A 12,042-nucleotide genomic window follows, 5' to 3' on the forward strand; every position below is an offset into this window, starting at 1 on the left:
GGGTCCTCGACGTCGGCACTCGGCGGGGCGGCGCGATCGCGCGGCGCTCGTCTGGACGTACTGCTGCAACCATGGTTGCGTTTCCGCGTGTCCACGTCGCCACCCCGCCGAGCCGAGACCGGCGAGTGGGTGCTGCTCTCGTACCGGCTGCCGCGCGAGCCGTCGGGGCCGCGGACGACCCTGTGGCGGCGGCTGAAGCGACTCGGCGTCGCCCAACTGTCCGACGGCCTCGTGGCCCTGCCGGCCGACTCCCGCACGCGTGAGGCGCTCGAGTGGCTGGCCGACGACGTCCTCGCCGCCGACGGGACGGCGGGGCTGTGGGTCGCCCGGCCGGCCACGGTGGCGCAGGAGCGTGAGCTGGCCACGGGGATGGCCGCCGCCCGTGCGGCGGAGTACCGGGACCTCGCCGGCGCCTGCCGAGCTGCCGCCGGCACGGACCCGACCGACCGGACCAGGACGCTGCGCCGCCTGCGGGGCGAGTGGCGGGCGATCAACCGCCGCGACTTCTTCCCCCCGCCGGAGCGGGAGGTCGCCGCGGCCGCGCTGCGCCAGCTGGCCGCCGTCGCCGCAGTGGAGACCGTGGCGGTGTCGGAGGTCGCGCCGTGAGGTGGGCGACCCGGGCGGGGGTGCACATCGACCGCGCCGCCTGCGCCTGGCTGATCCGCCGCTTCCTCGACCCGGACGCCGAGTTCGTGTTCGTCACCGACCGCAACGAGGTCCCGGCCGACGCCACCCCGTTCGACATGCGCGGTGTCGAGCTGGGCCACCACGGCGGGGACTGCTCGTTCGAGACGATCCTGCGCCGGTACGAGCTCACCGACCCGGTGCTGTGGCGGCTCGCGGAGATCGTGCACGAGGCCGACCTCGACGACGCGCGTTTCGACGCCCCGGAGGCGCCGGGCCTGGACGTGGTGCTGCGCGGGCTGTCGATGACCGGCGACGACGCCCACACCCTGGCCGTCTCGGGGCCGGTCTTCGACGGGCTCTACGAGTTCCACCGCCGCCGCCTGCTCCTCGGCCGCGAGCCGGCCTGACCCACCGCGGAGGACCCCCATGCGCAGCACCGCCGACCACGGCTTCTCCATCACCCTGCACGTGCACCGCAGCCGGATGCGCGCCTACGTCCAGCTCGTCGGCGGCGTCGTCCTCGGCATCGGCCTGGCCGCCGCGGTCGGCCTCGACCCCGGCCCGGTCTTCGCCGGCTACACCCTCGGCCTCGGCGCGCTGCTGCTGTGTCTCGGGCTGCTGCTGCCCGAGGACCCCGACGCGGCCACCGACCGGGACGAAGGCTCCTGTCCGCCCTCCCGTTGAGCACCCGCCCCACCGGTCCAGCTCGTCCCACCCCGCGCGCCCCGCTGCGCTGCGTGCCCGCATCCGACCGACGAGGACGTCCATGACCCGCGAGTCCCCCCAGCCGCAGGACACCGCGCCGCCCGCCCCGACGCAGGGGCCGGCTGCCGTACCGGAGCCAGCCCGGCCGCAGGAGCAGGCCGTCATCCCCTTCCGCACCGCGGTGCGGACCTGGTTCCTCATCTCGCTGCAGACCTTCGGCGGCCCGGCCGGCCAGATCGCGGTCATGCAGCGCGCCCTGGTCGACGAGAAGCGGTGGATCGGCCAGCGCCGGTTCCTGCACGCCCTGAACTACTGCACCCTGCTGCCCGGCCCGGAGGCGCAGCAGCTGGCCACCTACGTCGGCTGGCTGCTGCACGGCACCCGCGGCGGGCTCGTCGCCGGCGGCCTGTTCGTCCTGCCCGGCGTGGTGGCGCTGCTGGTGCTGTCGGCGATCTACGTCGCCTACGGCACGACGACCGCGGTCACCGCGGTCTTCGCCGGGCTGGCCGCGGCCGTGCTCGCGATCGTCGTGCAGGCCGTGATCCGCGTGGCCAAGAAGGCGTTGGACAGCCGCGCCCTCGTCGTCCTCGCGGTGGCCTCGTTCCTCGCGCTGGCGCTGTTCGGCGTGCCGTTCCCCGTCGTCGTCGCCCTCGCCGGCGTCGCCGGCTGGGCGCTCGGCCGGTGGCGGCCGTCCGCGCTGCCCCGCAAGAAGGCCGCCGAGGGGCCCGACGCCGGCCCGTCGCCGGTGATCTCCGACGACGTCCTGCACCACGAGTCCCCCACCGCACGCCGGACCCTCACGGTGCTGCTCGTCGGCCTGCTCGTCTGGGGTCTGCCGATCGTGGCGGTCGCCCTGCTGACCGGCGCGGGCAGCGTCTTCACCCAGCAGGGCCTCTTCTTCTCCGGCGCGGCCGTGGTCACCTTCGGCGGCGCCTACGCGGTGCTGGCCTACGTCGCCCAGCAGGCCGTCGAGGTCTACGGCTGGCTGGGACCGCGCGAGATGGTCCGCGGCCTGGCGCTGGCCGAGACCACGCCCGGCCCGCTGATCATGGTGGTGCAGTTCGTCGCGTTCCTCGGCGCCTACCGCAACCCCGGCGACCTCGACCCGTGGGTCGCCGCCGCCCTCGCCTCACTGCTGGTCACCTGGGTGACGTTCGTGCCCAGCTTCCTGTTCGTGCTGCTCGGAGCGCCGTTCATGGAGCGGCTGCGCGGCAACCGGTCGCTGTCGGCGGCGCTGAGCGGGATCACCGCGGCGGTGGTCGGCGTCATCGCCAACCTCGGCGTCTACTTCGCCGTCCACACGCTCTTCTCCGACACGGTCGCCGTCGACCGCGGCCCGCTGGCGTTCGAGCTGCCCGACCTCACCACGCTGCGGCTCGTGCCCCTGGTCATCGCGCTGGTGGCCGCGGTCCTGCTGTTCCGGGTCAAGTGGTCGGTGCTGCGCACCCTCGGCGCGTGCGCGCTGCTCGGCCTCGCCGCCGGCCTGGCCGGCCTGCCCCTCACCTGACCCCGATCAACCCTCGCGGCCCTGGTCGCCGACTGCACCACCGTGCCCGCTCCCGTGTGCGGCGCAGCCCCGGTCGGCCAGGCGAGGCTCCAGCTGCAGGAGTCGATCTCGCCCTCTACCCAGGCCGGGTGTCGTTCGGGCGGCACCTGTGGGCCGCCGCGAGGGTGTCGCGGACGATCGGGCAGGACAGCCGGTGCGTTCGGTACTCCAGCCGCGCCGCGGCCGGCCGCCGACCTAGGCGATGAGCGCCACCGCCATGACCATCGGCAGCGAGACCACCGAGGCGACGGAGGTGACCATCGTCAGGGTCTTGAAGGTGCCCTGCGTCGACAGCCCCAGCAGCGACTTGTACATCCAGAAGAAGTTGCTGTTGACCTGGAGCGCGAACATCGCGCCCGAGGCGATGGCGAGGCCGATGACGATCGGCGAGACGTCGATCGACCCGAGCACCGGGCCGATGATCCCGGCGGCGGTGATGGCCGCCACCGACACCGACCCGATCGCCAGGTGCAGCACCGCCGCGATGACCCAGGCGAGCACGATGCTGAGGATGACCGGTGCCCCGGCGTCGGCCGTGAAGAGGTCGGCCAGGATCGTGTCGAGCCCGGTCTCCCCGATCACGGCACCCAGGGACCCGCCGATGCCGGTGATGAGCAGGATGCCGCCGGTGGTGTGGAAGCCCTCGCTCATCGCCGTGTCCGTGCCCTCCGAGCCCAGTGTGCGCCGGCACAGCACGTAGGCACCGACCAAACCGACGAAGAGCGCGAAGTTGGCGTCGCCGATGAAGGCGATGACGTCGTTGGAGAACCCCAGCAGCTGGGCGAAGGCACCGAACGCGATCATCACCAGCGGCACCAGGATGGGGAGCAGGCAGACGAACAGCGGGGGCGTCGCGCTGTCGTCCTTGACCAGCTCCGTGGTCTCCTGTTCGACCATGGCCTCGTCGACGTGCTCGTCCCGGGCCACGTTCCAGTACCGGCCGCGCAGGAACAAGCGGAAGATCAACGTCGTCACGATCGCGGTCAGCGGCCCCAGCACGAGGCCGTAGAGCAGCCAGGTACCGAGTGGGATCTCGAGCAGGCCCGCGATGGAGACCGCGGCCAGTCCCGGGATCACGAAGACGTAGCCGGCGAAGATCCCGGTCCCGAGCGCACCGGACATGTGCGGCAAGCCGGTCCGGCCGATGAACGGCGCGGTCGAACGCGCCACCGGAGAGGCCAGCACGATCTGCACGTCCACGTAGATCGACGGGAAGATCATCGACATGGCAGCGGTCATCGCGTACGGGAGCCGGTGCGCGCCGACACGGTTCACCAGCGTCGTCACCATCTTCCGGAAGGCGCCTATCGCATGGAGCATCGCCCCGATGAGGACGCCGAAGCCGATGAGCAGGCCGACCTCGCCCATGATCTCGCCGAAACCGGTGGCGATCGCCGTCAGCGTCGCCGCGAAGCCGACACCGGTCGCGAGGCCGAGGTAGAGCGACCCGATGATCAGCGAGATCACCGGGTCGACCTTGACCTTGATGATGAGCAGAACGATGACGGCGATGGCGATCGCGGTGTGGATCACGACCATGACGGGCCCCTCCCGATACGAGGAGTGGCGAGGTCACCGGCACCGTCGCCACGTCGATCCCACACCTTGGCACTGATCGGGCGCCGCAGTCGGTCTGGCGCAGGTCGGCCTGACATCCACGCGCACCCGACGCCGTCGGAGACCGTGGGGCTGGGGATGGCCACGGAGGCGTTCGACGGCACCCTCACCGACCTGGACCTGCCGACGTGAGCGACGTAGCCCGGGGATCCCGCCACCGGCAGCGCTCAGACGGCCTCGATCCTCGGGTAGGTCGGCTGCCACATGGCCTGGTGCACCTGCTGCACCGGGGCGTCCACCTCCACCTGCGCCAGGCCCTCAGCGGCCGCGGCGACGGCCACGGCGACGCCGACGGTGGCCGAGACGTGCCGCAGGTCGGAGACGGCGGGGAGGAGAGGGGCCCCGGGCAGGCTGACGTCAGCGAGGCCGGCGACGGCGTCCGCGCAGGCCTGGATCATGCCCTGGCTGATCCGCCGGGCCCGGGCCACCGTGACGCCCAGGCCCAGGCCGGGGAAGACCAGCGCGTTGTTCGCCTGCGCGACGTGGTGGGTCACCCCGTCGTGGACCACCGGCGGGAACGGGCTGCCGGTCGCCACGAGCGCCCGCCCCTCGGTCCAGGCCAGGAGGTCGGCCGGCACGGCCTCGATCCTGGGCGTGGGGTTGGAGAGCGGGAAGATGATGGGCCGATCGACGTGCCGGGCCATCTCCCGCACCATCGCCTCGTCGAACGCACCCGCCTGTGTCGACGTCCCGATGAGCATCGTGGGGTGCACCCGCGCGACCGTGGCGGCCAGATCCACCGAGCGGCCCGGCGAGGCCCACGACGCCACCTCGCCGGCCGGGCGGGCGTAGGGCAGCTGGAAGTCCCGCAGCTCGGCGCCCATGTCGTCGGTGAGCAGTCCGTCGCGCCCCACCAGCCAGATGCGCCGGGCGGCCTCCTGCGGGTCGAGCCCGTCGCGGACCATGGCCTCCCGGAGGAAGTCCGCGATCCCCACCCCCGCCGTGCCCGGCCCCAGGACGACGACGCGCTGGTCACGCATCGACGAACCGGCGGCCCGGACACCGGCCACCGCCGCGGCCAGCGCCACGGCCGCCGTGCCCTGCATGTCGTCGTTGAAGGTGCACACCGCGTCCGCGTACCGGTCGAGGATGCGCCGGGCGTTGTCGACCCCGAAGTCCTCCCAGTGCAGCAGCGCGTCGGGGAACATGCGGTGCGCCGTCTCCACGTAGGCGTCGATGAACTCGTCGTACTGCTTGCCGCGCACGCGGGCGTGTCGGTTGCCCAGGTACATGGGGTCGGTGAGCAGGGCCTGGTTGTCCGTGCCGACGTCGAGCACGACCGGGATGACCCGACGCGGATGGATCCCCGCTGCGGCGATGTACACGGTCAGCTTGCCGATCGCGATCTCGATCCCGCCGACGCCCTGGTCCCCGATGCCGAGGATCCCCTCGGAGTCGGTCGCGACGATGAGGTCCACCTCGTCGGCGGTGCGACCGAAGTTCGCCAGCGACTGCTCGATCTGGTCCTGGTGGTCGATGGACAGGAAGACGCCGCGAGGACGGCGGTACTCGTGGCTGTAGCGCTCGATCGCCTGACCGATCGTGGGGGTGTAGATGATCGGCAGCATCTCGTCGACGTGCTCGCTGAGCAGCCGGTAGAACAGCACCTCGTTGCGGTCCCTCAGCGAGGTCAGGTACACGTTCTTGGCCAGGTCGTCCGGTGCACGCAGGTATTGCGCGTAGACGCGCTTGGTCTGCGCGTCGATCGTCGACACGCCGTGGGGCAGCAGGCCGACGAGACCCAACGCGGCGCGCTCCTCGTGGGTGAACGCCGTTCCGCGGAAGATGTGCGGCTCACGCATCACCTGCGTGCCCCGCGCCCGGACCTGGCACACGGGCCCGGTGTCGGTCTCGACGATCTGGTACGGGCGCTCCATCATGCACTCTCCGTGGACCTCGCCGACGGGGTGGTGCTGCGCGCCGAACCCTAGTGGGTGGGGCCTGGTGGGGCCTGGGATCGCACGTCCGACGCCTCGGCCACGTGTCCTCCCTCTCAGCTCTCGATGAGCCCGGTCCGCAGCGCGTAGCGAGTCAGCTCGGTGCGGTCGCGCATCTCCAGCTTCTGGAGGATGTTGGCCCGGTGCCGCTCGACGGTCTTGATGCTGATCACCAGCAGCGCGGCGATCTCCTTCGATGACCGGCCCTCGGCGATCGCCTGGCCCTACGTCGTCCTCCGGTACTTCGCCTTCGGCTGAGCCTGGGGATCACCCGGGCTCACTCGCCGAGCGCTCCCGGCAGCGACCGAGGTCCGGGGTGTGGCACGTCACGTCCGCGTGGCGGCGGCGGCCCACGCCCGGTCCGGTGCCGTCCACCGCCGGTCCCGGCCAGGATGCCCGGCCATGAAGCACGTGATGACCTACCGCGCGGTCGAGGACTTCCTGCCGCTGGCCCGCCAGCACGGCCCGGCGCACGTCGCGCGACTGCACGAGTTCCACGACCGCGGCCTGCTGCTCATGGTCGGCACCTTCGACGAGCCGATGAACGGCGATGCGATGGGGGTGTTCACCACCCGGGAGGCGGCCGAGGAGTTCATCGCCGGGGACCCGTTCGTGCGCCACGGGGTGGTCGCCGAGTGGACGGTGCGTCCCTGGAACGAGGTGCTCGTGCCCTGACCCTCACCCCGCGGGGTGATCCGACGCCGTCCAGGGGACGTGCCACCTCCGCCCAGGTACCCGATCTGCCGTTGAGGCGGTGATCGGTCCACGACGGAGGTGCACGGTGCGGGTCTCGTTCTCGGTGTACGGCGTGCTCTACGTCGTCGTCGAGATCGTCGGCGCCCAGCTGGAGTCGATCGGCTGGCCGCAGCTCACGCCGCTCGACGTCGCCACCGCGGTGACCGACGCCTGCCTCACCGTCGCCGTCGGCATCGCCGTCCTCGTGGGGCTCGACCTCGGCGGCCGGAGGTGGCGCCGCGCGTTGCTGGCCCGGCGGGCCGAGGTGGCACGGTTGGCCGAGCAGTACCGCGAGGAGCAGCCGCCGATCGGCGTCCCCTCCTGGCGGGCGGAGCCGCTGGCCCTGACGGCAGGCCCCTCCCCCGCGCGCGGACCGGACTACTCCGGCGCGCCGTCGAGCGGCCGGGCCTTCCCCGAGGAGCCGGGCCGCCTGCTCTGAGGCCGGCCGCCCGGCGCACCCTGCAGACGCCGGCCTCCCCGTGCTCAGCCGGCGGCCAGCATCGCCGCCTTCAAGCCCAGTCCGTGCGCGGCCGTGGCGGCCGGCCCGTTCCGTCGGATCGCCCAGGCCAGCTCGACGGCGTCGGCCGACCCTGGCCGCGCGTCCTGGCCGGCGTTGATCCGGCCCACCTCGTCGCCGGCCGTGCCCGCCCCGTCGGCACGCAGCCACAGCCAGCCGGCGTCCTCCAGGCGCTGGGCGAGGTCGGCGTCCAGGTCGCTCTCGGCGAGGTCCTCGACGTCGCGCAGGACGAGCGGGGCGGTGGGCTGGGGGGCGCCGGCGGTGGTCATGGCAGGAATCCGTTCCTCGGGTCAGCCGGGTCCGTCCCGGCACCGAGGACTCTCCGGCCGCTCCCGCAGGCGCTCGACGAGGGAGCCGCAGGATCTCCGCAAGACCCGTTCGACCACGACGCGCCCGCCGGACCAGGAGAGTCCCGGGCCCCCGCGGGTGCCCATCAACGTCTAGGGTGGTCACGTCGGGAAGGCCCTGCGCTATGGCAGGACCCCGATGCACCACCTCAGCTAGGAGCGAGCAATGCCCGAAGGAACTGTCAAGTGGTTCAACGCGGAGAAGGGGTTCGGCTTCGCCACCCCTGACGGTGGCGGACCGGATGTGTTCGTCCACTACTCGGCCATCCAGACCAGCGGGTACCGCTCGCTCGACGAAGGCCAGCGGATCTCGTTCGACATCGAGCAGGGCCAGAAGGGCCCGCAGGCTGCGAACGTCAACCCGCTCTGATCTCACGATCAGCCGCCGATCCCGCATCGGCACCAGCGCCCCCGTCCGGTTCTCCGGGCGGGGGCGCTGTCGTTCGCGGGTCACCGCACGCGGGGCACGTACCCGCCGATGAGCGCCGACATGAGCAGCGCGCCGGCGTCCGGCCCGACGGCGGTGGCCGCGTCGGCGAGCGCCCGCCACCGCTCCCGCTCGACGTCGGTCGGCGCCCTCTCCGCCCGGGCCGTCACCTGCTCCAGCAGCCGCTCCCACTCCCCCTGCGGGGTCGGCCAGAGCCCGGCCAGCCGGCGGGCCTCTGGCGAGATGCCGGTGAACCGGACGATGTCCCCCGCGTGGTTCGTCAGCGCCTCGGCGTAGCCGGCCGAGACCAGCGCCCGCGCCGCGTTGACCACCTCGGCCTTGGGCAGGCCGCTCGCGGGCACCACCTGGCCCAGCAGGTAGGGCGAACCCCCGTGCGCTCCCTCGTCCACCAGCCGGGCGATGGCCCGGAGCACCGGCAGGTCGCGGGTGAACCAGACGTCGGGCAGCGGGGTGTCGGGCGCGGTCACCGGTCCAGTCTCCGCCGGGCACGGCGACGCCCCGCCACCCGGGTCAGGGGGTGGCGGGGCGGCCCCGTCCCGGGTCCCACCCTGAGCTCGCGGAGGGTGGGGAGGATGGAGTGTCTCCTCAGTCGCGGGCCCCGGTCAGCTCCGGCCGCAGGGCCAGCAGGACACCGAGCGCGGCGTAGCCGAGCAGCAGGTGACCGGCGGCGACGTACGGCGACAGGGTGGGCAGGGCCTGCGCGATCGGGATGTTGACCGGCGCCCAGCTCTCGGCGCCCAACGGCCACCACCGGGCGGCACCGGTCCAGCGGCCGGCGATGGCGATCCGGATGCCGATGGCGAACATGCCGACCATGGACAGCGGCCAGAAGGCGTCGAGCGCCAGGAACCAGGCCTCCTCCCGGTACTCGGGCAGGACCGCGTAGAGCAGCGTCGAGACCATCGCCAGCCCGAGCAGCACGTGCTCGGCGTGCAGGGAGGACCGGGCCAGCTTCCCGGTGCCGGTGGCCCCGGTGCGCAGCTGCACGGTCACCAGCGCGACCAGGCCGAGCTGGAACGCCAGCGAGGACAGGTTGTAGACCGTCCCCTGCCAGCCGTCGACCGGGTCCAGCCCGAAGGCGAGGATGCCGCCGGCCCAGGCGGCGGACCCGGCGGCGACGGCCGCGCCGGCCCGACGGACCGACCGGGTGGACACCGCCGGGCGGACGGGAGCGGTTCGGGGACCGGCCGGCGCGGCGTCGGTGCGGGCCTGGGCGGGGGTGGTGCTGAGGGACATCTCGTCTCCCGGGTCGAAGTGGCGGTGCCCTGCGCACCGACTGGGAGAACCGTCTCGGGGCGGCGTCCCGGGCAGCCAGGGCGCGGCGCCCTCGATCCGGTCCCCGTCGCCGTCCCGGGCGACACGGGACAGCTGCCTCGTGACGCACGGGACGGCGGCAGGCCAGGATCGCCCGCGTGCAGGCAGCAACCCCGGTCGCCGAACCGACCTCCGCGGTGCCGGGGGGACCCCCGACGCCGTCGCCCGGGCGCCCCGGCGACCCCGACGGCGCGCACCCTGCCGTGCGCGCCGCGGCCCGGGCGCTGGTCGTCGTCACGGTCGGGTCGGCCGTCGCGGCCGCTGTCCTGGACGTCGTCACCCCGGCGGCGGCCCGGGAGGCGGCCCACGCCACGCCGGGCTGGGTCTTCGGCCTCCCCGGGATCGGGCTGGCCCTCCCGGCCGCCCTGCTGCTGCGGCGGGAACCGCGCAACGCCGTGTCCTGGGTGGTGGGCGGCACCGCCCTGCTGTGGGCCGTCGACGGGCTCGCGCAGTCGTGGCTGACCTCAGCGCTGCAGCACGACCCGCCGCTGCCGGGCGGCACCCTGGCGTTCTGGCTCGTGCAGCGCTTCGGTGCCTGGCTGCTGCTCGGCCTGCCCCTGCTGCTCCTGCTCTACCCCCACGGGCGGCTCCCGACCGCGTGGTGGCGGCCCGTGGCGCTGATCAGCCTGGCGTGCACGGCACTGCTCCCGACGCTGCTGATGGTCGTGCCGTCGGAGATCGCCGACGCCCGCGCCGGCTCCGAGACGCCGGAGATCTACCGCTCCCTCGACCTGGACCCGACCAGCCTGCCGCTGCCGGAGGCGGTGGTCCTGCCGCTGCTGCGGTTCGCCTTCCCGGCCGCCGTCCTCGGGGTGCTGGTGCCGGTCGCCGTCGTGCTCGCCCGGTACCGGGCGGCGGCCGGCGAGGACCGCCGGCGGATGCGCTGGCTGCTGTGGGCCGCCGTCACCGACGGGCTGGTCATGGTGGGCACGCTCGTCGCGCCCGGCGACATCAGCTCCGTCACGCTCTCCCTGGCCGTGACGCTGACCGGGGCGGCGGTCGCGGTCGGCATCCTGCGCCCGCAGGCGGTCGACATCGACCGGCTGCTCGGCGGCACGCTGGTCTACGGCGGGCTCGCGGTGGCCGTCGTCCTGCTGGACCTGGCGGTGATCGCCGCCGCCGGCGCGCTGCTCGGGGACCGGCTCGGCGACCGGGACGCCACCCTGCTGGCGCTGCTCGTGGTCACCGGCCTCTACGTGCCGCTGCGCGCCCAGGCCTGGCGCCTGGTCCGCCGGTGGGTGTTCGGCGAGCGGGAGGACCCCTACCGCGTGGTCTCCGGGCTGGCCGAACGCCTGGAACGCTCCGACGGCGCCGAGGAGCAGCTCATGGCCGTCGCCGCCGGCATCGCCGAGGCGTTCCGCTCCCCCTACGTGGGCGTGGAGGTCGACCAGCCCGGCGGGCAGCACCTGCTCGCCGAGTCCGGCCACCGTCCGGCCGCCGTGCAGTCCCTGCCGATCGCCTACCGCGGCGAGCAGGTCGGCCGGCTGCTGCTCCCCCGGGACGGCGTCCGCGCGCACCTGGTCACCCGCGACGAGGGGCTGCTCGCCGACGTCGTCCGCCAGGCCGCCGCGGCCGCCCGCGCCGGCTCGCTCGCCGCCGAGCTGCAGGCCAGCCGGGAGCAGCTGGTCGCCGCCCGCGAGGAGGAACGCCGGCGGCTGCGCCGCGACCTGCACGACGGGCTGGGCCCCTCGCTGGGCGCCGTCGTCCTGCGCATCGACACCGCCCGCAACCTCGCCGTGAGCCGCCCCGAGGAGGCCGACCGGCTGCTCCGCCAGGCCCGCGACGACGTCTCCGCCGCGCTGGCCGACGTCCGCCGGCTGGTGCACGACCTGCGGCCACCCGCGCTCGACGACCTCGGCCTGGCCGGGGCGGTGCGCCAGCAGGCCGAGCGGCTGCTCGCGCCGCGGGTCGGGGTGACGGTGGACCCCGGCGAGCTCGCCGAGTTGCCCGCCGCGGTCGAGGTCGCCGCCTACCGGATCGCCTCGGAGGCGCTGGCCAACGTCGCCAAGCACGCCTCGGCGACCAGGGTGCGGGTGTCCCTCGCCTGCGACGGGGACGGCGACCTGGTGGTGGAGGTCGCCGACGACGGCGTCGGGATCGCGCCCGGGGCGCCGGCGGGTGTGGGGCTGGTGTCGCTGCGCGAGCGCGCCGCGGAGCTGGGCGGGCGCTGCTCGGTGGAGTGCCCGGCGTCCGGGGGCACGGTGGTGCGGGCGGTCCTGCCCGCGGACGGGAGGGGGTCGGCGTGAGCG

14 protein-coding genes are annotated in these 12,042 nt (G+C 74.1%); 8 read left to right on the forward strand and 6 right to left on the reverse strand.

The window, feature by feature from the left end; genetic code table 11:
* Positions 1-87 precede the first annotated feature (87 nt).
* From CRP39_RS09495 to chrA, 4 genes are all read left to right on the forward strand, one after another.
* Complete coding sequence (locus tag CRP39_RS09495) at positions 88-606, forward strand: Chromate resistance protein ChrB (RefSeq protein WP_097206126.1); 519 nt, start codon at positions 88-90, stop codon at positions 604-606.
* A complete protein-coding gene (locus tag CRP39_RS09500) occupies positions 603-1,034 on the forward strand; it encodes a chromate resistance protein ChrB domain-containing protein (RefSeq protein ID WP_097206127.1) in 432 nt (143 codons plus the stop codon). Before CRP39_RS09495 ends, CRP39_RS09500 begins: the two co-directional genes overlap by 4 nt.
* A 19-nt stretch (positions 1,035-1,053) precedes the next feature.
* Positions 1,054-1,311 (forward strand): hypothetical protein, encoded by a 258-nt coding sequence (locus CRP39_RS26365; protein ID WP_143426598.1) that lies wholly within the window; start codon positions 1,054-1,056, stop codon positions 1,309-1,311.
* Between the two features lie 82 nt (positions 1,312-1,393).
* Positions 1,394-2,839, forward strand: a complete 1,446-nt coding sequence (chrA, locus tag CRP39_RS09510) for a chromate efflux transporter (RefSeq protein ID WP_097206129.1) — start codon at positions 1,394-1,396, stop codon at positions 2,837-2,839.
* 234 nt (positions 2,840-3,073) lie between these two features.
* On the opposite strand, the gene CRP39_RS09515 is transcribed toward chrA, so the two are convergent.
* From CRP39_RS09515 to CRP39_RS09525, 3 genes are all read right to left on the reverse strand, one after another.
* Entirely contained in the window at positions 3,074-4,417 is a 1,344-nt protein-coding gene (locus CRP39_RS09515; RefSeq protein ID WP_097206130.1) for a GntP family permease, read from the reverse strand.
* Positions 4,418-4,662: 245 nt separating this feature from the next.
* Complete coding sequence (locus tag CRP39_RS09520; RefSeq protein WP_172442366.1) at positions 4,663-6,375, reverse strand: NAD-dependent malic enzyme; 1,713 nt, start codon at positions 6,373-6,375, stop codon at positions 4,663-4,665.
* Between the two features lie 113 nt (positions 6,376-6,488).
* Positions 6,489-6,605: a LuxR C-terminal-related transcriptional regulator gene (locus CRP39_RS09525; protein WP_281253762.1), complete on the reverse strand. Its 117-nt coding sequence runs from the start codon at positions 6,603-6,605 to the stop codon at positions 6,489-6,491.
* A 229-nt stretch (positions 6,606-6,834) separates the two neighbouring features.
* Here CRP39_RS09525 and CRP39_RS09530 point away from each other — a divergent pair, with 229 nt between their 5' ends.
* A complete protein-coding gene (locus CRP39_RS09530; protein WP_097206131.1) occupies positions 6,835-7,107 on the forward strand; it encodes a YciI family protein in 273 nt (90 codons plus the stop codon).
* Positions 7,108-7,213: 106 nt separating this feature from the next.
* Positions 7,214-7,606: a hypothetical protein gene (locus tag CRP39_RS09535; protein ID WP_097206132.1), complete on the forward strand. Its 393-nt coding sequence runs from the start codon at positions 7,214-7,216 to the stop codon at positions 7,604-7,606.
* Between the two features lie 44 nt (positions 7,607-7,650).
* Here the strand turns inward: CRP39_RS09535 and CRP39_RS09540 are convergent, their stop codons facing one another.
* Positions 7,651-7,953 (reverse strand): hypothetical protein, encoded by a 303-nt coding sequence (locus CRP39_RS09540; protein ID WP_097206133.1) that lies wholly within the window; start codon positions 7,951-7,953, stop codon positions 7,651-7,653.
* A gap of 244 nt (positions 7,954-8,197) precedes the next feature.
* Here CRP39_RS09540 and CRP39_RS09545 point away from each other — a divergent pair, with 244 nt between their 5' ends.
* Entirely contained in the window at positions 8,198-8,401 is a 204-nt protein-coding gene (locus CRP39_RS09545) for a cold-shock protein (protein WP_012948038.1), read from the forward strand.
* 80 nt (positions 8,402-8,481) lie between these two features.
* On the opposite strand, the gene CRP39_RS09550 is transcribed toward CRP39_RS09545, so the two are convergent.
* On the reverse strand, positions 8,482-8,946 hold the full coding sequence (locus tag CRP39_RS09550) for a hypothetical protein (RefSeq protein WP_097206134.1): 465 nt from the start codon (positions 8,944-8,946) through the stop codon (positions 8,482-8,484).
* A gap of 118 nt (positions 8,947-9,064) precedes the next feature.
* The gene (locus tag CRP39_RS26145; RefSeq protein WP_101811054.1) at positions 9,065-9,715 is read right to left on the reverse strand and encodes a hypothetical protein; all 651 of its coding nucleotides are present in this window, start codon (positions 9,713-9,715) and stop codon (positions 9,065-9,067) included.
* 176 nt (positions 9,716-9,891) lie between these two features.
* On the opposite strand from CRP39_RS26145, the gene CRP39_RS09560 reads away from it, so the two are divergent.
* Positions 9,892-12,039 (forward strand): sensor histidine kinase, encoded by a 2,148-nt coding sequence (locus CRP39_RS09560; RefSeq protein WP_216359674.1) that lies wholly within the window; start codon positions 9,892-9,894, stop codon positions 12,037-12,039.
* The last annotated feature ends 3 nt before the right edge of the window (positions 12,040-12,042 follow it).

Source organism: Geodermatophilus sabuli (assembly GCF_900215145.1).
Lineage (GTDB): Bacteria > Actinomycetota > Actinomycetes > Mycobacteriales > Geodermatophilaceae > Geodermatophilus > Geodermatophilus sabuli.